At 70.2% G+C, this 24,340-nt stretch carries 20 protein-coding genes and 2 pseudogenes; 9 read left to right on the top strand and 13 right to left on the bottom strand.

Annotated elements, in window-relative coordinates:
- Positions 1-327: 327 nt before the first annotated feature.
- The 7 genes from M2157_RS43780 to M2157_RS43750 all read right to left on the bottom strand — a co-directional run bounded on the left by M2157_RS43780 (position 328) and on the right by M2157_RS43750 (position 9,384).
- The gene (locus tag M2157_RS43780; RefSeq protein ID WP_280867974.1) at positions 328-1,899 is read right to left on the bottom strand and encodes an NAD(P)/FAD-dependent oxidoreductase; all 1,572 of its coding nucleotides are present in this window, start codon (positions 1,897-1,899) and stop codon (positions 328-330) included.
- Between the two features lie 73 nt (positions 1,900-1,972).
- Positions 1,973-4,219 (bottom strand): serine/threonine-protein kinase, encoded by a 2,247-nt coding sequence (locus M2157_RS43775; RefSeq protein ID WP_280867973.1) that lies wholly within the window; start codon positions 4,217-4,219, stop codon positions 1,973-1,975.
- Positions 4,220-4,284: 65 nt separating this feature from the next.
- On the bottom strand, positions 4,285-5,082 hold the full coding sequence (locus M2157_RS43770) for an oxygenase MpaB family protein (RefSeq protein WP_280868357.1): 798 nt from the start codon (positions 5,080-5,082) through the stop codon (positions 4,285-4,287).
- 179 nt (positions 5,083-5,261) lie between these two features.
- The gene (gene lpdA / locus M2157_RS43765; protein WP_280855585.1) at positions 5,262-6,674 is read right to left on the bottom strand and encodes a dihydrolipoyl dehydrogenase; all 1,413 of its coding nucleotides are present in this window, start codon (positions 6,672-6,674) and stop codon (positions 5,262-5,264) included.
- Positions 6,675-7,159: 485 nt separating this feature from the next.
- Positions 7,160-8,221 (bottom strand): LLM class flavin-dependent oxidoreductase, encoded by a 1,062-nt coding sequence (locus M2157_RS43760; RefSeq protein ID WP_280867971.1) that lies wholly within the window; start codon positions 8,219-8,221, stop codon positions 7,160-7,162.
- Positions 8,221-8,772 carry an SRPBCC family protein gene (locus M2157_RS43755; RefSeq protein ID WP_280867970.1) on the bottom strand — a complete coding sequence of 184 codons (552 nt, stop codon included), beginning with the start codon at positions 8,770-8,772 and terminating at the stop codon, positions 8,221-8,223. Before M2157_RS43755 ends, M2157_RS43760 begins: the two co-directional genes overlap by 1 nt.
- Before the next feature lie 114 nt (positions 8,773-8,886).
- Complete coding sequence (locus M2157_RS43750) at positions 8,887-9,384, bottom strand: helix-turn-helix domain-containing protein (protein ID WP_280855589.1); 498 nt, start codon at positions 9,382-9,384, stop codon at positions 8,887-8,889.
- A 106-nt stretch (positions 9,385-9,490) separates the two neighbouring features.
- Between M2157_RS43750 and M2157_RS43745 the strand changes: the two genes are divergently transcribed.
- Positions 9,491-10,372 carry a short-chain dehydrogenase/reductase gene (locus M2157_RS43745; RefSeq protein WP_280867969.1) on the top strand — a complete coding sequence of 294 codons (882 nt, stop codon included), beginning with the start codon at positions 9,491-9,493 and terminating at the stop codon, positions 10,370-10,372.
- 57 nt (positions 10,373-10,429) lie between these two features.
- On the opposite strand, the gene M2157_RS43740 is transcribed toward M2157_RS43745, so the two are convergent.
- Positions 10,430-11,143, bottom strand: coding sequence for a TetR/AcrR family transcriptional regulator (locus tag M2157_RS43740; protein ID WP_280867968.1), 714 nt, complete (start codon positions 11,141-11,143; stop codon positions 10,430-10,432).
- Between the two features lie 233 nt (positions 11,144-11,376).
- On the opposite strand from M2157_RS43740, the gene M2157_RS43735 reads away from it, so the two are divergent.
- From M2157_RS43735 to M2157_RS43715, 5 genes are all read left to right on the top strand, one after another.
- Positions 11,377-12,351 (top strand): enoyl-CoA hydratase/isomerase family protein, encoded by a 975-nt coding sequence (locus tag M2157_RS43735; protein WP_280867967.1) that lies wholly within the window; start codon positions 11,377-11,379, stop codon positions 12,349-12,351.
- Between the two features lie 7 nt (positions 12,352-12,358).
- Positions 12,359-13,282 (top strand): alpha/beta fold hydrolase, encoded by a 924-nt coding sequence (locus M2157_RS43730; RefSeq protein WP_280867966.1) that lies wholly within the window; start codon positions 12,359-12,361, stop codon positions 13,280-13,282.
- A gap of 35 nt (positions 13,283-13,317) precedes the next feature.
- The gene (locus M2157_RS43725) at positions 13,318-14,790 is read left to right on the top strand and encodes an AMP-binding protein (protein WP_280867965.1); all 1,473 of its coding nucleotides are present in this window, start codon (positions 13,318-13,320) and stop codon (positions 14,788-14,790) included.
- Between the two features lie 719 nt (positions 14,791-15,509).
- The gene (locus tag M2157_RS43720; protein ID WP_280867964.1) at positions 15,510-16,208 is read left to right on the top strand and encodes an SDR family oxidoreductase; all 699 of its coding nucleotides are present in this window, start codon (positions 15,510-15,512) and stop codon (positions 16,206-16,208) included.
- Positions 16,209-16,337: 129 nt separating this feature from the next.
- Positions 16,338-17,789, top strand: coding sequence for a DHA2 family efflux MFS transporter permease subunit (locus tag M2157_RS43715; protein ID WP_280867963.1), 1,452 nt, complete (start codon positions 16,338-16,340; stop codon positions 17,787-17,789).
- Between the two features lie 95 nt (positions 17,790-17,884).
- Here M2157_RS43715 and M2157_RS43710 read toward each other — a convergent pair whose 3' ends face one another.
- Positions 17,885-18,757 carry an alpha/beta hydrolase gene (locus M2157_RS43710; RefSeq protein ID WP_280867962.1) on the bottom strand — a complete coding sequence of 291 codons (873 nt, stop codon included), beginning with the start codon at positions 18,755-18,757 and terminating at the stop codon, positions 17,885-17,887.
- Positions 18,758-18,851: 94 nt separating this feature from the next.
- Between M2157_RS43710 and M2157_RS43705 the strand changes: the two genes are divergently transcribed.
- Positions 18,852-19,409, top strand: a complete 558-nt coding sequence (locus M2157_RS43705; protein WP_280867961.1) for an ABATE domain-containing protein — start codon at positions 18,852-18,854, stop codon at positions 19,407-19,409.
- A 16-nt stretch (positions 19,410-19,425) separates the two neighbouring features.
- Here the strand turns inward: M2157_RS43705 and M2157_RS43700 are convergent, their stop codons facing one another.
- Complete coding sequence (locus M2157_RS43700; RefSeq protein ID WP_280868356.1) at positions 19,426-19,899, bottom strand: helix-turn-helix domain-containing protein; 474 nt, start codon at positions 19,897-19,899, stop codon at positions 19,426-19,428.
- Positions 19,900-20,081: 182 nt separating this feature from the next.
- The gene (locus M2157_RS43695) at positions 20,082-20,501 is read right to left on the bottom strand and encodes an alpha/beta hydrolase (protein ID WP_280867960.1); all 420 of its coding nucleotides are present in this window, start codon (positions 20,499-20,501) and stop codon (positions 20,082-20,084) included.
- A gap of 595 nt (positions 20,502-21,096) precedes the next feature.
- Here M2157_RS43695 and M2157_RS43690 point away from each other — a divergent pair.
- On the top strand, positions 21,097-21,966 hold the full coding sequence (locus tag M2157_RS43690; protein ID WP_280867959.1) for an alpha/beta hydrolase: 870 nt from the start codon (positions 21,097-21,099) through the stop codon (positions 21,964-21,966).
- Positions 21,967-22,019: 53 nt separating this feature from the next.
- On the top strand, positions 22,020-22,337 hold the full coding sequence (locus M2157_RS43685; RefSeq protein ID WP_280855604.1) for a hypothetical protein: 318 nt from the start codon (positions 22,020-22,022) through the stop codon (positions 22,335-22,337).
- Positions 22,338-22,473: 136 nt separating this feature from the next.
- Here the strand turns inward: M2157_RS43685 and M2157_RS43680 are convergent.
- A pseudogene (locus M2157_RS43680) lies at positions 22,474-23,229 on the bottom strand (nuclear transport factor 2 family protein); the annotation flags it as partial.
- Between the two features lie 33 nt (positions 23,230-23,262).
- Positions 23,263-24,201: pseudogene (locus tag M2157_RS43675) on the bottom strand (NADP-dependent oxidoreductase); the annotation flags it as partial.
- Positions 24,202-24,340: the final 139 nt, after the last annotated feature.

Raw genomic sequence — 24,340 nt, 5'->3', positions numbered from 1 at the left:
AACGGCACGCCCACCAGGCCTTAGCCGCGGGCACCAAGAACGAGACACAGCCACCGGGCCTTAGCGGCGGGCACCCCGACTGGGACACAGCCGCCGGGCCTGAGGGGCGAACGCCACGAACGGCACGCCCACCAGGCCTTAGCCGCGGGCACCAAGAACGAGACACAGCCGCCGGGGCTGACGGCAGGCGCACACGAACGGCACGCCCACCAAGCCTTAGCCGCGGGCACCACGAACGGGACACGGCAGCCGGGCCTGACGGCAGGCGCACGCGAGCGGCGCGCCACGCAGCCCGGCCCTGAGGACAGGCCACGCGGGCAGTGTGTGTCAGCCGCCGAGTTCCTCCAGCACGGCCATCGCCGCGTTGTGCCCCGGCACGCCGCTCACCCCGCCGCCGCGCACGGCGCCCGCCCCGCACAGCAGGACGTTCGCGTGCCGGGTCTCCACGCCCCAGCGGCCGGTACTCTCCTGGGCGTACGGCCAGGACAGTTCCCGGTGGAAGATGTTGCCGCCGGGCAGCCGCAGGTCCCGCTCCAGGTCGAGCGGGGTCTTGGCCTCGATGCAGGGTCGGCCGTCCGCGTCCGTGGCCAGGCAGTCGGCCAGCGGCTCGGCGAGGTGGGCGTCGAGCTGGGCGAGGGTCGACTTGAGGAGTTCCTCGCGTACGGCGTCGTTGTCCCGGTCGAAGAGCCGGGCCGGGGTGTGCAGGCCGAACAGGGTGAGAGTCTGGTAGCCCTGCTCGACGAGGTCCGGGCCGAGGATCGTCGGGTCGGTGAGGGAGTGGCAGTAGATCTCGGAGGGCGGCGCGGTGGGGAGCCGGCCGGCGGCGGCCTCGGCATGGGCGGTGGCCAGCTGCTGATAGCCCTCGGCGACGTGGAAGGTGCCGGAGAACGCCTCGCGCGGGTCGACCTCGCTGTCGCGCAGCCGCGGCAGGCGCCTGAGCAGCATGTTGACCTTGAGCTGGGCGCCCTCGGCGGGGGTGGGCGGCTGATCGCCGGTGAGCACGGCGAGTTGCTGCGGTGAGGCGTTCACCAACACGTGCCGGGCCGCGACGGCGCCCTCGCCGTCGGCCGTGCGATAGGTGATCTCCGCCGCGCTGCCGTCCGTGTCGATCCGTACGGCCTCGTGCCCGGTGGCGAGAACCGCGCCCGCGTCCCGTGCCGCCGTGGCCAGGGCGTCGGTGAGGGCGCCCATTCCGCCGACGGGGACGTCCCAGGCGCCGGTCCCTCCGCCGATCACGTGGTAGAGGAAGCAGCGGTTCTGCTTGAGGGAGGGGTCGTGGGCGTCGGCGAAGGTACCGATGAGCGCGTCCGTCAGGACGACACCCCGGACCAGGTCATCGGCGAAACGGTCCTCCACGGCTGCGCCGATCGGTTCCTCGAACAGGACCCGCCACGCCTCCTCGTCGTCGACCCGCACGCGCAGTTCGTCCCGGGTGGGCAGCGGCTCGGTGAGGGTGGGGAAGATCCGCTGCGCGACCCGGCCCGTCATGTCGTAGAACCGCTGCCAGGCCTGGTACTCGCGTTCGCCGCCGGTGAGCCGGGCGAAGGCCTCCCTGGTGCGGCGCTCACCGCCGCCGACGAGCAGACCGGTCGGGCTGCCGCCGCGTTCCGCGGGGGTGTACGACGAGACATTGCGCGTGCGGACGCGGAAGTCCAGGCCGAGGTCGCGGACGATCTTCTTGGGCAGCAGGCTGACCAGATACGAGTAGCGCGACAGCCGGGCGTCCACCCCCGCGAACGGCCGTGTGGAAACCGCCGCTCCCCCGGTGTTCCCGAGCCGCTCGAGCACCAGTACGGACCGCCCGGCCCGGGCCAGATAGGCGGCGGCGACCAGTCCGTTGTGGCCCCCGCCGACGATGACGGCGTCGTAACTGCGGTGGTGTCCCTCGTGTGCAGGCATGGTTCTTCGTAACACGTGGTGATCTAGGTCGGCCAGAGGTGGACCGCAGCCGGCCCACAACCCTGCCCTCGGGTCACTGCGCTCCCGACGCCCGCTGCTGCCGCAGGACCGCCACCCGGCGGTACAGCTCCACCGCCTCCGCGCCCCGCCCCAGTTGCTCCAGGCAGTGGGCCTCGTCGTTGCGGCTGGCGAGCGTGTCCGGGTGGTCGGCGCCGAGGACGCGTTCGCGGGCGGTGGCCACCCTGCGGTACTCGGTGAGGGCGTCCGCCCAGCGGCCCAGCCAGCCCAGGCCCACGGCGACCTCGCGGCGGCTGACCAGGGTGTCCGGGTGGTCGGATCCGAGGACACGTTCGCGGATCGCGCACACGTCACGGGACTCGGCGAGGGCTTCTTCCCAGCGGCCGAGGCGGCCGAGGTTGACGCCGAGCCCGTGCCGGGCGCGCAGGGTCTCGGGGTGGGCGGGGCCGTGGACGCGGGTGCGGTCCTCGATCAGGTCGCGGTAGAGCTGGAGTGCGTCCGCGCTGCGGCCGAGGCGCCCGAGGCTGATGCCGACCTCGTAGCGGGCGGCGAGGGTGTCGGGATGGTCGGGGCCGAGGGCCTGGGCGCGGGCTTCGGCGACCTCGTGGTAGGTCTGCAGGGCCTCCGCCCAGCGCCCCAACTGGCCGAGCGCGTAGGCGACCTCGTAGCGGGTGACCAGCGTGTCGGGGTGATGGGGGCCCAGCACCCGGGCGCGGTCGGCGGCCACCTCGCAGGCCATGCGGTACGAGTCCTCCAGACGGCCGAGCCTGCTGAGGTTGAAGGCGAGGTTGTGGCGGCAGCGGAGGGTGTCGGGGTGGTCGGGGCCCATGCCTCGTTCCCGTGCGGTGAGCACCGAGTTGTAGACCTGGTGGGCGTCGAAGTGGCGGCCCAACTGACCGAGGACATACGCCATTTCCTGGCGGGCGGCGAGGGTGTCGGGGTGATCGGCACCCAGGGCGCGGGTCCTGGTCGCGGCCACGTGCTTGTACTCGCGCAGGGCGTCGGCGGCGCGGCCGGTGCGGCTGAGGGTGAAGGCGACCTCGTAGCGGCTGGCGAGGGTGTCGGGGTGGTCGGGGCCGAGCAGGTGCTCGCGCTCGGCGGCGACCGCGCGGTGCACCTCGCCGGCCTCGGCCCAGCGGCCCAGACGCCCGAGGCTGAGTCCCGCGTTGTGCCGTCCGGCGAGTGCCGCGAGGGCCTGAGCGGAGGGCACGGGCGGCTCGTCCGGCACGGGTTCCTCGGTGCGGCCGGTGGCGGGGCGGGCGATCCACTCGCCGGTGAGACCGGCCCCGGCGTCCGGGGGTGTGGCGAGGCCGGCGCCGGTGGCCTTGTGGCCGGTGGTCATGCCACGGGTCCAGGACGGCAGCCGGGTCTCACGGGGGCGGGCGGGCTCGGCGGACTCCTGCGGCCGGAAGTCGGGCCTCGGGGTCACCACGGTGGGCACGTACGCCGGTGTGGTGCGGCCCAGGGTGATCCGGCGGCCCAGCTCACGTGCGTCGTGCGGGCGTTGTTCGGGCTGTTTGGCCAGCAGGTCGAGGATGACCCTCTCGAGGTACTCCGGGAGTTCGGCGCGGTGGCTGCGCGGCGGCCGGGGTGGGGTGTCACGGTGGCCGACGAGGATCGCCCACGCGTCCTCCAGGTCGAACGGCGGTGCCCCGGTGGCGATCTCGTACAGCACGCATCCCAGGGAGTACAGGTCGCTGCGCTGGTCGACCTCGGAGCCCCCTATCTGCTCCGGCGACATGTAGTGCGGGGTGCCCATCGCGATGCCGGTGCCGGTCAGCCGGGAGGTGAAGTCGACGTCGTGGCCGAGGCGGGCGATGCCGAAGTCGCAGATCTTCACCGTGCCGTCGGTGAGCCGGACGATGTTCGCGGGCTTCAGGTCACGGTGCACGATGCCCTGCTGGTGGGTGTAGGCGAGGGCGGCGGCGACCTGGTCGGCGATCTCGACGACATCGGCGACGGGCAGCGGGTGCTGTTTGTTGTCCTCCAGGAGCTGGCTGAGGTTGCGGCCGTCCAGGAGCTCCATCACCAGGTATAGGACGCCGTCGGACTCGCCGAAGTCGTGGACGACCGTTATGCCGCGGTGGCTGAGGGCGGCGGCCACGCGCGCCTCGCGTCGGAACCGCTCCCTCAGGACCCGGGTGAAGGTCTGGTCGTGCTGCCCGCCCAGCGGCTTGAGGCACTTCACGGCGACATGGCGGCCCAGCGACTCGTCGCGCGCCCGCCACACCTCGCCCATGCCCCCGCGCCCGATCAGATCGAGCAGCCGGTACCGCCCCTGGATGAGCCTGCTGTCCCCCATCTCCTGCGACCGCCCCCGTAATGTTTGTTCGCCCCGCCCTCCCATGGCTCGTCCAGTATGGCGACCTATCGTCCGAGTTTGTACGGGGCAGGTCGGGAGCCCGGGCCGAGGCGGGCCATGGCGCGGAGGATGTGTTTGGGCGGGAGTTGCCAGCGCAGACGTGCGGGAACGCAGCGCAGCAGGGTGCCGGTGGCGCGCAACTGACGGGTGACGGTGGTGGGTTTGGGCGCTTTCCTGCCGTACAGCTCGTGGGCGTACGGCGGCAGGGCGGCGTACGCGAGCTGCGCCACGCGCCGCCACAGCACCTCACGCGCCGGGACGAGGAGGGGGTGCGTCGGCGGCCGGAGGAGGAAGTCGTCCACTTCGCGGGCCTCGGACGTAGCGGCGAGTTCGGGGAGCATCTTCTCGAAGTAGGCGGCCATCTCCGACTGGCTCGCCGGTACGGCGTCGGGGTCCAGGCCCACCAGGCGGGCGCTGACCCGGTGTTCGGATATGTAGCGGTCCGCCTGTTCGTCGGTGAGGCGGAAGCCGGAGCGGCGGGCGACCTGGAGGTAGGAGTCGATCTCGGCGCAGTGCACCCACAGCAGGAGTCCGGGTTCGTCGACGCCGTAGCGTTCACCGGTGTCGGGGTCGGTCGCGCCGAGCATGCTGTGGATCTTCCGGACCCGGGCGCCGGCCCTCTCGGCGGCCTCCGTGGTGCCGTACGTCGTCGTGCCGACGAAGTTGGCGGTGCGCATCAGCCGGCCCCAGGCCTCGCGCCGGAAGTCGGAGTTCTGCGTGACCCCGCGGAGCGCGCGCGGATGCAGGGCCTGGAGGTAGAGCGCGCGGATGCCGGCGACCCACATCATCGGGTCGCCGTGCATCTGCCAGGTCACCGAGTTCGGGGTGAACAGCCCGGGATCACCGGCCTCGAAGCCGGCTGCGCCTGCCGCACGCCCAGGTGTGACCACAGCCTCCGCCTGTCTCCAGAGCATCACGCCGATCCCCGCACCCGAGGTCACTCCGGATCGTTCCCTCAACACTGCTGGGTCATTCCCCCGAGCTACATGTTGATCATGTGGCCGGCGAGGCCGTGGACGGCTTCCTTGACCGCCTCGCCCAGCGTCGGGTGGGCGTGGACGTTGCGGGCGACCTCGTGGACGGTGAGGTCCCACTGCTGGGCCAGGGTCAGCTCGGGGAGAAGTTCGGTGACGTCCGGGCCGATCAGGTGACCGCCGAGGAGCTCACCGTACTTGGCGTCGCTGATCAGCTTCACGAAGCCGGTCGCGTCGCCCAGACCGTGGGCCTTGGCGTTCGCGGTGAACGGGAACTTCGCCACCTGGACGTCGAACCCCTTCTCCCTCGCCTGCGCCTCGGTGTAGCCGAAGCTGGCGATCTGCGGCTGGCAGAACGTGGACCGCGGGATCATCACGTAGTCCAGCTCCATGGTCTCCGCGTCCGCGATCGTCTCGGCGGCGACCACACCCATCGCCTCGGCGGCGTGCGCGAGCATCAGCTTCGCGGTGACGTCGCCGATGGCGTAGATGTGCGGCACGGAGGTGCGGCAACGGCCGTCGACGTCGATCGCGCCGCGCTCGGTGACGCGCACGCCCGTGTTCTCCAGCCCGTAGCCGGTGACGTTCGGGGCGAAGCCGATCGCCTGCAGGACCTTGTCGGCTTCCAGTACCGTCTGAGCGCCGTCCTTGCCGGTGACCGTGACACGGACCTGCGGGCCGGACTCGTCGATCGACTCGACGCGGGTCGAGGTGAGGACGTCGATGCCCAACTTCCGGTACTGCTTGGCCAGTTCGGCGGAGACCTCGGCGTCCTCCAGCGGTGCGACCCGGTCCAGGAACTCGACGATCGTCACCTTCACGCCGTAGTTGTGCAGCACGTACGCGAACTCGACACCGATCGCGCCGGCGCCCGCGATCACGATGGACTGCGGCAGGTCCTCGGCCAGGATCTGCTCCTCGAACGTCACCACGCGCGACGTACGGCGCGTGCCGGGCAGCAGCTTGGGGCTCGCCCCGGCGGCGATGATGCAGTGATCGAAGCCGATGGTCCGGGTGTTGCCGTCGTAGTCGGCCACCTGGAGCGTGTGCGGGTCGGTGAACGTACCGCGACCGCTGATCTCCGTGATCTTGTTCTTCTTCATCAGGTAGTGGACGCCCTTGACCCGGCCGTCCGCGACCTTCCGGCTGCGGCGGAAGGCCTCCCCGTAGTCGAAGGAGACCTCACCGTCCACCTTGATGCCGAAGGTCTTCGCCTCGCGCGTGAAGAGGTGCGCGAGCTCGGCGTTGCGCAGCAGGGCCTTGGTGGGGATACAGCCCACGTTCAGACAGACGCCGCCCCAGTACTTCTCCTCGACGACCGCGACGCTCTTGCCCAGTTGGGCGGCCCGGATGGCGGCTACGTATCCGCCGGGGCCCGCGCCGAGTACGACGACGTCGAAGCGCTCACCTTGCTCGTCCATGGACGGCTTCCTTCCGATCGAACAACTTGGTCATCAACTCGACAGCGGCGGCAACCGCCACCGCCCGCCGCCGGGGAGCCGTGGACGACGAGTGAGGCGACCAAACTGGTGCACGACCTCGGCGGCAGTTCCCCGGACGTCCACCTCAGCGCCCCGGCGCCGTGATCTATGCCCGCTCCGCCATCATCGACGGCGGACCGTCGCCCCGTCGACTTCGTGTACTCCTGCCTCGGCGGCACCGAGCCTGAGCGCGTCGAGGCCGCTGGCGGCGACCCACGCCAGGAGGGATGCCGTCATCTCGTACGGATCGGATCCGACGAGGGCCGTTGTGGCCGGGTGCCGGCCTTGGCCGTCGCGGGTGACCGCGATCCTCGGGGAACAGCCGTCGGGGTCCGGCTCGCGCTGCGATCCCGGGAGCCGCGCGGACAGCGAGGGTGCCTGGATCGTGGCGACTACCGGCCCGCCCCGGTCGCCATGGCCTCTCGCTACCGACCCGCCTCGTCCTCGATGTCCCGGACCAGGTCGATGGCCCGGCCCAGGGTGACGAGGCGGGCGTCAAGGGTCTCGCCGGCGGGATAGAAACGAACCGTGTCGACACCGGCCTCGCGCCACACGCGCAGCCGCTCGCGCACCATGTCCTCGGTTCCGATCAGCGTGGTCGCCAGCACCATCTCGTCGGTGACCAGGCCCACCGCGCCGTCCCGGTCTCCGGCCTGCCAGCGGGTCCGGACCTCGGCCGCCACCTCGGCCCATCCCTGGCGGCTGTAGGCGTTGTTGTAGAAGTTCGTGGTCGCGGAGCCCATGCCGCCGAGGCTGAAGGCCAGCTCCTTCTTGCGCCCGGCCACCATCGCGCGCAGCATGTCCTCGTCGTCCGCGAAGGCGACCTCGGCACCCTGGCAGATGTCGAGGTCGGAGCGGGTGCGGCCGGCGGCGGCCAAGCCCTGGTCCAGGTGGTCGAAGTACGCCTCCTTGGCGCCTTCGGGCACGAAACTGGTGCCCAGCCAGCCGTCGGCGATCTCGCCGGTGAGGTGCAGCATCTTCGGCGAGAGGGTGGCCAGGTAGACGGGTATGTCGTACTCGGCGCGCATGGACAGGCGCATGGGCTTGCCGTCCCCGCCCGGCAGCGGGATCTGGAACTCCCGCCCCTCGTACGAGACTTTTTCTCCGGCGGCGGCCTGTCGGACGATCTCGACGGTCTCCCGCATGCGCGACAGGGGCCGGGCGAAGGGCACGCCGTGCAGCCCCTCGATCACCTGCGGTCCGGAGGGGCCGAGCCCGAGGAGGAAACGTCCCTGGGAAAGCTGCGACAACGTGATCGCGGCGCGCGCGATGGCCATCGGAGTGCGGGTACCGAGCTGGATGATCCCCGATCCGAGAAGCATGCGCTCGGTCTTCGCTGCGAGGTAACCCAACGGCGAGGGCGCCTCAGAACCCCATGCCTCCGCGACCCAGCAGATGTCCAGACCGAGTTTCTCCGCCTCGGTGACGTAGTCGACGATCTCCCGCCAGTCGCCGCCGGAGGCCTCGATCGTGGTGGAGGTACGCATCAGAGACCCGCCTCGCCCGAGGTCCCGGTTCCCTCGGTGCCCCCGCTGCTCTCGGCCAGCTTCTTGATCTTTTCGAGGGTGACGGCCATGTTGGCCTCGAACTCCCGCATCCGTACGAAGACGATCTTCTGCTCCTTCTCCGGCATCCGATCAATGGCGAAGGAGAGGCCCGAGCGGCCCGGCCCCATCTGCATCCACTCCGTGAGGAGAGTGCCGCCGTCCTGCGGCGTCAACGTGAACCGCCAGACCGCCGAGGGATGCTGCGGATCCTCGACCGCCCAGGCGAGCGTCGTCGACGGCTCGTACTCGACGATGTGGGACGTGGTGGCCCATTCCCCGAACGCCTCATGCTTGCTCCGGCCGATGAACCGGGCTCCCGGCGCAGGGCCGCTCCGGCCGTCCAGCCACTCGACCGACTGGAGCTCGGAGCTCAGGCGCGGCATGAGCTCGATGTCGGCGACCAGCGCCCACACCCGCGCAGACGGGGCGGCGATCCAGGTGTGGACCTCAACCGTCGGCTTGTCCGCGTAGCGCGCGCCTGTCCACTCCATGGTCCTGCGGCCTCCTGCCTCTACCGGGAATCCCCATTCGCGTATCTGACCAGTAAAGTTGCGTAAACGGACTTACTTGTCAAGGGTGAATACGGGCGCCACGGAGCCGACGACTCAGCCCGCGAACCGCTCCCGCACGTCGGGCCGTTCGGCCAAATGCGGCGGATAGCCGGGGCCCATGCGCGCGCGGGTGTCGTCCGCGGTCATGGGCTCGCCGCAGGCGGCGCACACCACCTCGGCATGGGTTTCCCGCCCGCACACATCGTGCAGCATCGTCACCGGCGGGCCCGCCTCCCCGGCCAGCCAGCGGTCTCCCCACCGGTTCATCACCAGCAGCACGCCGTAGAAGTCGCGCCCCTTCTCGGTGAGCACGTAGTCGTACCGAACCGGCTCCGTCTGGTACGGCCGCTTCTCCAGCAGCCCCTCCTCCACCAACCGGCGCAGCCGGTCCGTCAGCGTGTTGCGGGCGATCCCGAGCGACTCCTGGAACGCGTCGAACCGCCGGATCCCGTAGAACGCCTCACGCAGCACCAACGGCGTCCACCAGTCGCCGAGCAGGTCCATGGTCCGCGCGATCGAACAGGGCCACTGCGCAAAGGATGTCCGTCTCATGACAGCCAGCATAGGTTCGTCCGCTCGTGAGACCCAGCAGGTGAACCGAGCAGTGGCCGGTGCGCAGCCTCTTGTGTTCCATCAATAACGAAGTTATGTTGCCGCCATGAAACGTGACTTGCTGGGCAGAAGGCTGGTTGTCACCGGAGCGGCACGCGGCATCGGCGAGAAGGTGGCACGCCTCGCCGCCGCCCGAGGTGCTCGTGTGACCGTGATCGGGCTGGAGCCCGATCGCTTGCGCGACCTCGCCGGCGACCTGGGCCCCGCCGCTTCGTGGCGTGAGGCCGATGTGCGCGACGGCGCCGCTCTACGGTCGGCGATCGACGAGGCCGCCGAGGTCATGGGCGGCATCGATCTCGTCGTCGCCAATGCCGGCGTGGTGGCGTACGGGACGGTGCGGCAGACGGACGAGGCGTCGTTCGAGCGGGTGATGGACATCAACCTGAACGGCGCGTTCCGCACCCTCAAGTACGCGACGCCCCATCTGGAGCGCAGCCGCGGGCACGTGCTGGTCGTGGCGTCCGCGCTGTCGTTCATGCCGCTGGCCGCGATGGCATCGTACGGCGCGAGCAAGGCGGCGGCCGAGCTGCTCGCCCTGACCTACCGCCAGGAGGTGGCCCACCTCGGGGTCACGGTCGGCCTGGTACACCCCTCCTGGATCGACACGGACCTCGTCCGGGGCGCCGAAGCGGATCTCCCGTCCTTCCAGGGACTGCGCAACAGGCTGCCCTATCCGGGCAGCGTCACCACGAGCGCCGACCGGGCGGCCGCCGCGATCGTCGACGGGCTCGTGCGCCGACGCAGCCGCGTGTATGTGCCTCGCGCGGTCCTGGTGGCCAACTGGGCGAAGGGAGCGCTGAATTCGCCGCTGGCCTGGCCCTGGGCCAGGCGCTTCGCGGCCCGGGCGGTGCCTTCCCTCGAACGGGAGGTCGCGGCCTTGGGAAGGCATGACCAAGTCACGCCGGGCACCGATGCCCCCGCCGCGTAGTCCAGTTCGCCCCAGCCGCGCACCGACGCACCGGGCTGCGCGCAATACCCGGGCTTCTCAGCGGCCTTGGACGATCGAGTCGTACAGGCGCGCGCCGGCCTCGTGCGAGGCCTCGGCACGTTCCCGCTCGTCACCCAGCCCGACCGAGAAGTTCACGCCCATGGGCAGGAGCACCTGCGCCACGGCGTCGTCGAACTCGACGAAGTGCTCAGCCAGTTCAAGGGTGATGTAACCGTGCACGAAACTCCACAACTGGGCGGCGACGGCTTCGGGTTCCTGCCGCTCGACCCTGCCGGAGTGCACCAGCCGTTCGCACGCCGCGATCACATGAGCGTGGGCTTCCCGAAAGGCCTGGGAACGCCCGCTCAGGCGAAGGTCCGCATCCGACAGGGGCCGGTACGTCGCCCGAGTCGACAGCCCGAACATCAGGTCGTAGAGGTGAGGGTTCTCGCGGGCCAGCCGGCGGCAGGTCAAGGCCATGGCGAAGAGATCCGCGATCGGGTCCTCCGTCACCGGTACTTGGGCGAACGCTCTGCCGAGTTCCCTGAACCCATGGTCGGCAACAGCGCTCATCAGCTCCGGGATGCCACCGAAGTGGCTGTAGACCACCATCGTCGACAGTCCGCTCGCGGAAGCCACCGTGCGCGCCTTCACAGCCGATGGCCCCTGCTCGGCCAGCAGGCCGATGGCCGCCCGCACGAGCCGCTCCGGTGCGTCGTCAAGCCTCGCCCGCCCTGCCATGTCCCGCACGCCTCCACCGTTGACACGCATGAAATAACTTGGTTATGTAATTCGTCACGGCAATAGTACACATCGCACATGCCGTGCCCTCCCGGACACAGCGTCCGTCCTTGGACACCTCATCACGCGCGGGTCCAGTCTCCTGCCCCGCCGGTGCGGACCCGGCTCGTCGGGGCGAACCCGACCCCCTCGCTGCGACACGCGTCCACTCCGCGCCCGTCCCCGCACACCTTCCCTCTGAACTCAGCACGGGAGCAGAATTCATGCCGTACAAAGACAAGGGCCATCTGGAGATCGAAGATCGCGGGGCCGTCCTGGTCGTCCGGGTCGACGGCGGCCGGCACCAGGAGTTCGGCCTCGACATCGCCAAGCAGCTGGACAAGCTGGTAGCCCGGGCCGACCGCGATCCGGGCATCCGGGCCGTCGTCTTCACCGGGGCGCACCCCGAGCGGTTCGTCAGCCACGCCGCGGTTCGGTGGCTGCAGGAGGAGGGCGCCGCGAGCCCCACGGTCGGCCGACGTGGTGCCGCCGCCGTCGTACGCGCGGCGAAGCACGTGGACCGGTCCCGTCTCCTCGGGCCCGTGATGCACAGGACGCCGATGCGCGGAGCACTCCAACTGGAGCGTCTGCACAGGACCTTCCTGCGGATGAACGCCAGCGGTGTCCTCTTCGTCGCCGCCCTCAACGGTTCGGCTCTCGGGCTGGGCGCCGAGTTCGCCTGGGCGTGCGATCTGCGGGTCATGGCCGACGGGGACCACTTCATCGGCCAGCCTGAGATCCTCCTCGGCATCATCCCGGGCGGTGGCGGCACCCAGCGGCTGACCCGTCTGATCGGCACCCACCGGTCCTTGGCCGCGATCCTCGAAGGCAAGCCGTTCACGCCCGCGGAGGCTCTCGCCAACGGGGCGGTCGACCAGGTCGTCGCGCAGCACAAGGTGCTCGCGCAGGCGGTCGAACTCGCGGAACGCCTCGGCAAGCGGCCGAAGGGGTCGGTGGCGGCCGCCAAGAGGTCGGTGTACTTCGGCGGCTCGATGCCGCTGGAGGCCGGCCTGCACGTCGAACGCGCCGAGTTCTTCACCAGAGTCATGTCGAAGGAGGGGCAGGAACTGATGCTCGACTACATGGAGACGACGGACGCCACCGGCGAGCTCCCCCTCTACCGGCCGGACACCTACGCGCAGGCGCTCGCCTCGGGCAGTGTGCCCGGGCGCCGCTCGGCGAAGACGACGCGGCGGTGAGTCGACGATGACCACCGCGCACTCCTTCACCCGTCACGACATCACGTTCCCCTCCGGCGACAGCATCTGTGCCGGATGGCTCTACCTCCCGACGGGCGTCACCTCCCCGCCCGTCGTCGTCCTCGGCCACGGCCTGGGCGCGACCCGCGAGATGCGCCTGGACGCCTTCGCCGAGCGTTTCGCACAGGCCGGCATCGCCGCCGTGGCCTTCACCTACCGGCACTTCGGCGACAGCGGCGGCCACCCGCGCCAGCTCCTGTCGATCAAGCGTCAGCTCGCCGACTGGGATGCCGCCCTCGCCCACGTCAAGACCCGCCCCGACGTCGACCGCTCCCGTGTCGCGGTCTGGGGCAGCTCCTTCGGCGGCGGCCACGCCATCACCGTCGCCTCTCGCCATCCCGAACTGCGTGCGGCCGTGGCCCAGTGCCCGTTCACCGACGGGCTCGCCTCCGCGCTCGCGCTCGGCCCGCTCGCCTCGCTCAGGATGGCCCCCGTGCTCGTCCGGGATCTGGCTGCCAGGGTCCGCGGCAAGGCGCCCGCGATGGTTCCCATCGCCGCCGCCCCCGGTTCGCCGGCCCTCATGAACGCCCCGGACGCCCTGCCCGGATACCAGGCGCTGCAGCCGCCCGGGACGACGTTCCACAACGAGGTGGCGGCACGGGTGATCCCGACCATCGCCGCCTACCGGCCCGGACGCGCGGCGAAGAAGGTCACCATCCCGATCCTCTTCTGCGTCAGCAACACCGACTCGGTCACGCCTCCCGCCCAGACCCTCCGGTACGCGGGTACCGCGCCCCGGGGAGAGATCAAGAGGTACGACGCCGGCCACTTCGACTTCTACACCGGCGAGACCTTCGAGCAACTGGTCCGCGACCAGGCCGAGTTCCTCGTCCGCCGGCTGCACCCGGCGCCCGCCGTGCAGACTCCCTGACCGGATCGCATCACCCCGAGACAGGTACGCCCGTTATGAATTTCGCTTCTCTGCCCGACCGTCGCGCCGAGCTCGACCCCCATGGAGCCGCGGTCTCCGACGGGCACCACGCCCTCACCAACACGCAACTGCTGAACCGGGTCCGCATGGCGGCCCGTCAGCTCCAGGACCTCGGAATCGGTCCCGGTGACGTCGTCGCCCTCCAGCTGACGAACCGCGTCGAGTTCGTCGTGCTGCTGTTCGCCGCCTGGCGGCTCGGCGCCACCGTCACACCGGTCAACCCGAGCATGACCGACGTCGAGGTCGTGCGGCAGCTCCAGGACTCCGGTGCGCGCCTGCTGGTGGTCGAGGACGGTACGGCCGTCATGGCGCACGAGGTCGCCGTACTACCGGTCGGCGAACTGTACGAAGGAAGAACAGAGCCGGATCAAGCACCTCTTCTGGACCCGGCCACGCTGGCCCTGCTCATCTACACCAGTGGCACGACCGGGGTGCCCAAGGGCGTGATGCTCGACCACGCCAACATCGACGCCATGGTGGAGATGGGACGCCTTGCACTGGAGGTCGGGCCGGCCGACCGGTGCCTGCTGATCCTGCCGCTCTTCCATGTCAACGGCATCGTGGTCAGCGTCCTTCTGCCGCTGCTCGTGGGCGCGAGCGTCGTCATCGCGGGCCGCTTCGACCCCCACACCTTCTTCGACCTCGTCGAGACGGAACGCCCCACCTTCTTCAGCGCGGTGCCGACGATCTACGGCATGCTCGCGGCACTCCCGGACGACGTCCGGCCCGACACCTCGTCGCTGCGGTTCGGAGTCTGCGGCGCCGCACCCGCCTCCGCCGAGCTGCTGACCCGGTTCGAGGCCCGGTACGGGTTCCCGCTCGTGGAGGGCTACGGCCTGTCCGAAGGGACCTGCGGCTCCACCATCAACCCCGTCGCCGGCCCTCGACGCGCCGGGACCGTGGGGCTTCCCTTCCCCGGCCAGGAGATCCGGATCATCGACGCCGATGGCAGCGAGGCCGCGCCGGGCACGGACGGTGAAGTCGTCGTGAGAGGCCCCAACGTCATGCGTGGGTATCTCGGCCGGCCGGACGAAACGGCCCGCGTGATCGTCGACGGCTGGCTGCACACGGGGGACGTGGGCCATCTGGACGCCGACGGCTATCTGACTCTGGTCGGGCGCTCGAAGGACATGATCATCCGGGGCGGGGAGAACATCTACCCCAAGGAGATCGAGGACGTGCTCGCAGGCGACCCGGCCGTGCTCGAGGCCGCCGTGATCGGCGTGCCCGACGAGAAGTGGGGCGAGGTGGTTGTCGCCTACCTCCAGCCGCGACCGGGGGCGATCGTCGATCCGTCGGCCCTGAAAGCCCTCTGTGCGCGCAGCCTTACCGGCTACAAGCGCCCGACCGCGTTCTTCGTGGTGGAAGCCATCGCGAAAAACGCGGTCGGCAAGATCGACAAGGCCTCGTTGCGTGCCGGTCACGCCGCGCTCTCTGCTCGGCTCTGATCAACGTGGTTCCAGAGCGGCCCACAGCTTCCCGAGCTTCACCGGCCAGGAGCGCATAGGCCGCTGCCGCTCTCGTCGAAGTCATGGCGGCCACGGCACGGATGGGGAACGGCGCCGTGATCGGAGACTTCGTCTCAGAGGAGGGGGTGCCGCCCGTGTCCGAGACACCTCAGTGATCCGCGGGGAGTCACCTCGGCGCGTGGGAGGGAGGCCCGGCCGGTCGAGTTCGTCGACGCCGCCCCCGAGTCGGCGTCGAGCAGGATCCTCCGCAAGGATCTCCGCTCCCCCACCGCGAGACACACGCCGCGCGGCTTCTGCGGCAGGCCGGCGGTCACAGGCGCCACGAACCGTCCTGGACGCGGCACCGCGCACGAACCGCGAATCAGGAGTGGTCACCCCGGGGGGGCGATCCTGATCACCGCAGGCGACATGATCGGCTCCGGCGTCGGCGCGGGGGCACGGGGGGCACGGGGGCGCAACGCCGTCCTCGCCATGATGCGGGGCGAGAACGTCGGAAAGATGATCATCAAGCTCTGAGCCGCCTTTGACGGACCGCGAAGGGGCCCGCCCGCGTAGGGCGGGCCCCTTTCGCGTCAGTGCGGGCCGGTCGCACGCCAGGGGCAAGGCGTGTCCTCTCCGCGCAGAGCGCTTGCGATCGCCGACTCTTCCCGCTTAGGATTACGACCGTACTTTAATAACCCCCTTCACCAGGAACCTCCATGGATCTCTCCACCAGCACCGTTCTTGTCACCGGAGCCAACCGGGGATTCGGCAGGGCCCTCGCCGCCGAACTGCTCAGCCGCGGCGCCACCGTCTACGCCGGCGCCCGCAACCCCGACCAGGTCGACCTGCCCGGCGCCAAGCCGATCGCGCTCGACATCACCGACCCCGCCTCCGTCGCGGCCGCCGCCGAGGCCACCGGCGACGTCACCGTCCTGGTCAACAACGCGGGGTCGTCCACCGGCGCCGACCTGCTGACCGCCGACCTGGACGCCGTCCGCCTGGAGATGGACACCCACTACTTCGGCACCCTCTCGGTGACCCGCGCCTTCGCACCCCAGATCGCGGCCAACGGCGGCGGGGCGATCCTCAACGTCCTGTCCGGCCTGTCCTGGGTCAGCTTCCCGGACTTCGGCGCCTACTGTGCCGCCAAGTCCGCCGAGTGGTCGCTCACCAACGCCCTGCGCCTCCAGCTCGCCGACCAGGGCATCCGCGTGGCAGGCCTGCACGTCGGCTACATGGACACCGACATGGTCCGGGCCGTCGACGCGCCCAAGTCCGACCCCACCGACATCGCCCGGATCGCCGTCGACGGCATCGCCGCCGGCGCCTACGAGATCGTCGCGGACGACGCCTCCCGCCAGGCGCAGACCGCACTCGCCGGGGGCGTCTCCGCGCTCTACCCGCAGCTCCCCTGAGAGCAGCCGCCCGGCGATCCGCCCCGAGTCCGGCGGAGGCCGGTGCTCGCTGCCGCTTCCCCCGTGCCGTCGCCCGCCGGCATCCACGTCATTGATCCATCGTCCAGTACGTCATGCCCAGGGAACGCCATGAAACAGCACAGCAAGCAACCGGTTCGGGGCGGCAGCGCCGTCTGGGCCGTGGTCATCACCAGCGCGGCCGGGTTCATCACCGCGCTGGACAACCTGATCGTCACGACCGCTCTCCCCTCGATCCGTGAGGACCTCGGTGGCGGACTCGAGGACCTCGAGTGGACGGTGAGCGCCTACACCCTCACCTTCGCGGTCCTGCTGATGTTCGGTGCGTCGCTGGGTGACCGATTCGGCCGCCGCAGACTGTTCGCCATAGGGCTCGGGATCTTCACCGCGGCCTCGGCCGCGGCCGCTCTGGCACCGGGAATGGGTGAACTGATCGCCGCGCGTGCGGCGCAGGGCGTCGGGTCCGCGATCGTGACGCCGCTGACGCTCACCCTGCTCTCGGCCGCCGTCCCTGCCGAACGGCGCGGCGCGGCCCTGGGTGTCTGGGGCGCGGCCAGCGGCATCGCCGTCGCCACCGGACCACTCATCGGCGGGGCACTGACCGAGAACCTCTCCTGGCAGTGGATCTTCTGGGTCAACGTACCTCTCGGTCTGGCGCTGATCCCCTTCGCCCTGCTGCGGCTGGAGGAGAGCCGCGGCCCGAACCCGACCCTGGACCTGGTCGGCACCGTGTTGGCCAGCGGCGGTCTGTTCGGCATCGTCTACGCCCTGGTGCGCGGCAACGCCGAGGGCTGGAGCAGCCCGACCGTGCTGGGCGGCTTCTTCGCCGGTACGGCCCTGCTGGTCGGCTTCGTCCTGTACGAACTGCGCGCCAAGCACCCGATGCTGCCGATGCGCCTGTTCCACACACGCGCCTTCAGCGCCATCAACGCGGCCAGCCTGCTGATGCTGCTGGGCATGTTCGGGTCGATCTTCCTGCTCAGCCAGTACCTGCAGACCGTCGGCGGCTACTCCCCGATGCAAGCCGGCGTACGGATGCTGCCCTGGACCGCCATGCCCATGATCGCCGGACCACTGGCCGGGGCACTGTCCGACCGCATCGGCGGCGCACCCGTCGTCACGGCGGGCATGGCCCTGAACGCCGTCGGCCTCGGCCTCTGGGCCATCACCGTCGAGCCCCACGTCGCCTACACCCACCTGCTGCCCGCACTGATCGTCTGCGGCATCGGCCTGGGCATGTTCTTCGCTCCCAGCGCCAACCTCGTCATGAGCACGGTCCGCCCGGAGGAACAGGGCATCGCCTCCGGCGCCAACAACGCCATCCGTGAGGTCGGAGGCGCCATCGGCGTCGCAACCCTGGCCGCGGTCTTCTCCGCCCAGGGCGGCTACGGATCCGCATCACTGTTCGTGGACGGACTCATCCCGGCGCTCTGGGTCGGAGCCGGTGCGGTCGCCCTGGCCGCAGCCCTGGCCCTGCTGATGCCCCGCCCGCGCAAGGCCGACGGCCCGACGCCCAGCCTTGCCCTGGGAGATGCTCCGCCCGGCGTCACGGTCGTGACCTGAAGCTGAGCCCGAGGGGCGGCTCTGCCGGTTACGGCGGGGCCGCCCCTCAGCCTTTCGTCGGCCCAGGCACGCCTGGATGCTCGTCCCGGGGGTGCTCACCGGCTCCTCTCGCCGGCGAGGAAAGGCCGCAGATGCGCCATCAGCGCCTGCGGCTGCTCCTCCGGGATGAAGTGACCGCACTCCGGGATCTCGGCACCGGTGACGTCGTCCGCGTAGTCACGCCAGATCTCCAGTGCCGGCAGGCGGGCAGGCAGCCCCGCGGAACCCCACAGCGCCAGCAGCGGCATGGTGAGGCGGCGGCCTTCGGCGGCGTCGATGTCGTCGAGCGCCGTGTCCTCTTCCATGGCGCGGTAGTCGTCGAGGCTCGCGCGCAGGGCGCCCGGGCGGGAGAACGCACGGACGTAGCCGTCGACCGCGTCGGCCGTGATGCCGTGGCGGTTGTAGGTCCACCGCTCGAAGAAGTACTCGAGATACCCGCGGATGTCGTGCCCCACCAGGCGCTCGGGCAGATCGGGCTGCATATGGAACAGCCAGTGCCAGTACCCGGAGGCGAGTGAGGCGTCCAGGCGGCGGAACATCTCCCGGGTGGGAACGATGTCGAGCACGGCCAGCCGCTCCACCTGGTCCGGGCGGTCCAGCGCCCAGCGGTGCCCCACGCGAGCACCGCGGTCGTGGCCCACGACCATGGCCCGCTCGAAGCCGAGCGCCTCGACGAGGCCTGCCATGTCGGCGGCCATCCGCCGCTTGTCGTATCCCGTGGTGGGCTTGTCGCTCAGGCCGTATCCACGCAGGTCCGGCGCCACAACGGTGTAGTCGGCGGCGAGATCGGCCAGTACCGGCCGCCAGCACTCGGAGGTCTGCGGCCAGCCGTGGAGCAGGACGAGCAGAGGTCCTGACCCGGCTCGGACGTAGTGCAGGCGGACCCCGTCCACCTGCGTCACTCCGGTGGTGACTGTCGGCTGTCCCATGGGTGCGCCTTCCTGACGTGAGCTACGAGTCAACACGAGCTAACCGTCTTAGCCGGTTAGCTCCACCGGCGGTTAGCTCCACCGGCTTCGGAGGGTGTTGGCGAAGTCCAGGCAGACCCGTCCGCGAACCACTCCGGTGGAGACCCTCCGGGAACCGGACGACCTGACGGGCTGGCTCCTGGAGGCCCTTCTGCTCGCACCGGGGACCATCGAGCCCTCCACGGCAGCCGCACTCATGTCCGCCCGACGGCTGCGCGAGAGCGTCGACCGGGCCGTACTGGCGGTCGCCGACGGCCGACTGCCCACCTCCGGCGACGTGACGCTGCTCAACCGGTCGGCGGCAGCGGCCCCCAGACCCGCCCTGCACCTCGTCATCACCGGCGACCGTCTGGAGCCCGCCGGGCCCACGCCCCTCGCCGCCGACCCCGCACTCGCCCTGGCGCTCATCGCCCAGGACGCCGTCGACCTGCTTCTGTCCGCCGAGATCCGGCGCGTACGCGTCTGCGGAGCGGACCGCTGCGCTCTGCGTTTCCTGGACCGCTCCCCGGCCCGCAACCGCCGCTGGTGCTCCATGGCCCGCTGCGGCAACCGCACCAAGGTCCGCCTCCATCAGGCGCGTGCACGCCAGAACGGCCCGATGGCGGAAAACTGACCGAGGTGCCGTCAGCTCACTCGGGCGACCGCACCCGAAAGGCCGGGCCGGGGACGCTCTCGATGTCCTTCGCCTGCACCGGATGCCCCTGTTCGCAGCGGATCTGGACGTCGACGCGCGCACCGCACTCGCGATGCCGTGCCAGGACCGCCGGCCCCTCCGGGTCGGCACGGTAGCGGTCGCCCCACTGCAGCAGCCCCATCACGGCCGGCACGAGGTCCATCCCCTTGGACGTGATCACGTACTTCGGCCGGCTCCGCGAGCCCGGCTCCTTGTACGTCTCGGTGGCCAGGATCCCTTCCTCCACCAGCATCCGAAGCCGTGCCGCGAGCAGGTTACGAGGACAGCCGAGGACCCGTTCGAACTCACTGAAGCGGGAGGAGCCGTACCAGACCTCCCGCAAAATCAGGATCGTCCACTTCTCACCCACGACCTCAAGGGTCCGCGCGATCGAGCAGTTCGACGTGTCCCGGTCGAGCCGGGGGTCCATGCCGGTGTCCTGGAGAACTTCGGTCCACGCATCCATAAGAGCGATTCTAACCGTTTGGGTTTACTTTCAACGACTCAGCAGCCCCAGGCAGGCGGGCGCCGGGCTCATCAATGGTGCGTTCTACACGCCCAGTACGACCCGCTCCCCTCCCTGCCAAACGTGCTGCCCGCCCCAGACACCGGCTACCGCTCAAGGAAGTCGAGGGCCTCCGCCACGAACTGCTCGTGGAACTGGAAGATGCCTCCGTGGCCGGCGTCGGGGTAGACGACCCGATCGGCGTTCGGCAGTCGCCGGGCCAGTTCGGACGAGTTCTTCGTCGGCACCATCCTGTCGTTGTCGCCGTTGGCGACGAGCACGGGCTGATGGATGACGGAGAGGTCCTGGGGCTGTGCGAGCCCCCAGCGGTGGATCGCCTTGAGCGGGGCGAAGTACGACGCGAGAGAGATCGCCTTGTCGCGGCCGTGGGTGCGCTCCTTGAGCCGGGCCAGGAACTGCTTTCCGGCTCGGCGTCCCCCCGCGGCGCGGGTGAAGAAGAGGAACTGCTTCGGGTCCTGGAGGGTGAACAGGGCTCGGACGGTGTCGAGATGGGACAGCCGGCTCACATCCACCGGGACACCGGTCTTCGGTCCGGAGGTCGCGGTAGGCGAAGGTCACTCCCCCCGCGGTGAAAGTGCGGGTGGGCGCCTTCCTGTACGAAGTCACCACGTCGCCTCGTACCCCTTGTGCGTCGTTCGCGGCCGTGCCCTTCTGCGTGGGGTTCTGGACCGCGACCGCGGTTCAGACTCGGACGACGACAGAAGGCCCGCAGGGGTCAAAACCCTGTCCGGTTGAGCCCCTCAGCATCACGCCGACCATTGAATTATGACCCTACTTCAACACCCTCGGCAAGGGATGCGCCGCACGCGGCGAAGAGGAAGGCACAGCCGGCGCCGTGACACCCGCGAGGAAACAGCCAGGCTTGCGACCCGCCGAACAGCCGCTTAGAATGATGAGCGTAATACAATCGGCGGGAGCCCGGCATCGATAACACCGGCATCCATAACGCGAAGCAAGGCCGCCCGAAGGACTCTGCCACCGAGGCAGGCATCGGGCATCGCTGTCGCCGGCCATACCGAATCAGAGCACTTTCCGGCGCGGGGGAAGCCCGGGCGAACAGCACCCTCGTCCACGTTCTCCACCTACATGAAAGACCTGGCCATGAGCGCACCGCGAAATTCCCCGTCCCCCTCACGCTCGTCGTACAAGAGCGCACCGACCCGCTCGGTGTCCGTCGACGGGGTGGACTTCGCCTACCGCGAACTCGGCCCCGAGGACGGCGTGCCGCTGGTCCTTCTGATCCACCTGGCCGGAAACCTGGACAACTGGGACCCGAGCGTCGTCGACGGACTCGCCGCACGGCATCGGGTGATCACCTTCGGGAACCGCGGGGTGGGCGGGTCGGGCGGCTCCACGCCGGACACGATCGAAGGGATGGCCCACGACGCGGTGCGGTTCATCCGCGCCCTCGGCTTCGGCCAGGTCGATCTGTTCGGTCTGTCGATGGGCGGCTTCGTCGCCCAGGTCATCGCGGCGGAAGAACCGCACCTGGTCCGCAAGGTCATCCTCGCGGGCACCGGCCCCGCCGGCGGCCACGGCATCGACAAGGTCCCGACCCTGGCCGTTCAGGCCACGATCAAGGGCGCCCTGACCCGCCAGGATCCGAAGCTCTCCCTCTTCTTCACCGACACCGCGAGCGGCCGGAGGGCAGGACGCGCCTTCCTGCGGCGGCTGGAGGAGCGCACGGACAACCGCGACAAGGACATCTCGCTGACGTCGGTCCGCGCCCAGATGAAGGCCATCAAACGATGGGGCCGCCAGGCACCGTCAGACCTGTCGGCAGTTCGCCAACCGGTACTCGTGGCGAACGGCGAGAACGACCGGATGGTGCCCAGCCGGAACACCATCGACCTGGCCGCTCGCCTGCCCAGGAGCGAGCTCGTGCCCCTCTACCCCGATTCCGCCCACGGGGGGATCTTCCAGAACCACGAGGACTTCGTCGCAAGGGCACTCGCGTTCCTCGAGTCCTGAGCTTGATGCCGCCCCCTCTCACTCGCCTCCGGGCCCGCCGAATCAGCGCATACATGGCCGCCGAATGCGACGTGGTCGGCATCGGCCGACCTACGATCACCACACCGGACGCGGCCCGGCTCGTCCTCGAAGGGCGGGCCGAGACACTGACGGCACACCAGGTGCGCTACGGCATGAGAACCCTGCTGGGCAGAGTCGCCGACCTCAAGGTTCTGGACGGGGTACTGGACATCAGCTGGCACACCGACCAAATACATCGCCTGGGCAACGGCCTGCACCCCGACCCGAATCGCGGCAGTCTCGCCACCACCATCGCCATGGTGCGGCGAGACGGCCGCACTTCGTTCCGCGCCAAGCGAGGCGGGTCATGACCGCCTGAGGGGCGCACTCCGTTGTGGACGTGTGGACGACACGGGCGACGGCGTGATCACCATGGCCGTGCGTGACACGGACCGATGCGGGCGCCCCTCCCGGGGTCGTAGCGCGACCGCTACGACCCGGTGGCCGTCAGAACATCGTGTTGTCGTTGGCGGAGGTCTCCGGCACGTCCTGCACGGCGTCCCAGTGCTCGACGATCTTTCCGTCGCGGACCCGGAAGAGGTCGAGGACCGCCCGGCCGCGCTCGCCCGGGGTGTCGACGTGGTGGCTGTGGACGGCCACCAGGTCGCCCTCGGCGATGACCCTTTTCGGCTCCACGCTCAGCTGCGGGAACTGCTCCAAGTACGCGCCCAGTCCGGCTTTCGCGCCTGCCACGCCGTCAGGGATGTTCGGGTTGTGCTGGTGGTATTCGGGGGCCACGTAGGTGTCGAAGGCGGCCAGGTCCTTGCGGACGAAGAGCTGGTCGACGAAGGCGGTGACGAGCTTCTTGTTGTACGCGGTGAACCACCGCTGCTCCGGCGCCTCGGTCTGCGGCCGGCTGAGGGTGGCGAACATGTCGTTGCCGTTGGCCGTGGTCGCCGGCACCTCCTGGAGGATGTCCCAGTGCTCGGCGATCTTCCCGTCCTGGAAGCGGAAGATGTCGAAGGCGGCGATCCCGCGCGTACCAGGAGCCGGGACGACGTTGGAGTGCAGGAGCACCAGGTCACCCTCGGAGATGACCCGCTTGATGTCGTACGTGGTCTCCGGGTACTGCCGGCGCCAGGCGGCACCGAACGCCTTGAGGGCCTCGGGGCCGTCGGGGGCGAGGGGGTTGTGCTGGATGTAGTCGGGCCGTACGTGGCGGTCGATGGCGGTCGTGTCGCCTCCGTCGAAGGCGGTCCTGAGGGTTTGGACGGCGATCTGCGTCTTCACCGTCCCTTCCACGGTCAGCACGATCTTGCCGGTGGTGCGGCCGGTCTCGCCCAGGGCGTGCGCTTTGGCGGCCTCGGCGAGCGGGAAGGTCGCCTCGATGTGGACGCGCAGGGCGCCGGTTTCGACCAGGTCGGCGATGGCTTGCATACCGGCGCGGTCGGCCTCGACGAGGAGGGCCTCGTAGCGGATGCCACGCTCGGCGATGTCGGCCAGCTCGGCGGGGTCGACGGGTACCGGAAGGATCGAGACGAGGGTGCCGCCCGGGCGCAGCACGGCGAGGGAGCGGGCGCGGGCCGCGGTGTCCAGCGAGATCGGGTCGAGGACCACGTCGATGTCCTTCACGGCCTCGGTGAAGTCGACCGCGTGGTAGTCGATGGCCTCGTCCAAGCCCAGAGAACGCAGGAAGTCGTGCTTGCCGGCACTCGCGGTGCCGATGACGTAAGCGCCACGGGACTTGGCGATCTGGACGGCGAGATGGCCGACGCCGCCGGCCGCCGCGTGGATGAGGACGCGCTGCCCGGGCTGGATGTCGGCGGTGTCGACGAGTGCCTGGTAGGCGGTCAGGGCGGCGAGCGGCAGCGCACCGGCCTGGACGTGGTCGATACCGGCGGGCTTGTGGACGAAGGCGCGGGCGGGAGCCGTCACGTACTCGGCGTGGGCGCCGACGCCGTGGGGGTAGGGCAGCATGCCGAAGACCTCGTCGCCCGGCTTGAACAGGGTGACGCCGGTGCCGACGGCCACGACGACTCCGGACACGTCCCAGCCCAGGATGAGGGGCAGGCCGGCGGTGGTCATGGGCTGGGCACGGTTCCACCAGTCGGTCGGGTTGACGCCGGCCGCGCGGACAGCGATCAGGATCTCACTCAACCCTGGCTCAGGCCTGGGCAGTTCGACTTCCTTGAGCACCTCGGGGGAACCGTAGGTGTCCTGGCGGATGGCGCGCATGGTGGCGGTATCGGAGTTCGTCATCCATCCAGCGTCGCGGCCTGTCATCCAAGGCACCATGGCATGAATGCCAACTTTCAACGGGATCATGCCATGGCCCACGTTCGTCGATTCATCACCTCGGCCGTGATCGCGGCGG

This window comes from Streptomyces sp. SAI-127 (genome assembly GCF_029894425.1).
Taxonomy (GTDB): domain Bacteria; phylum Actinomycetota; class Actinomycetes; order Streptomycetales; family Streptomycetaceae; genus Streptomyces.
The sequence above is the reverse complement of the archived record's forward strand: the minus strand, read 5'-3'. Positions and strand labels throughout refer to the sequence as shown.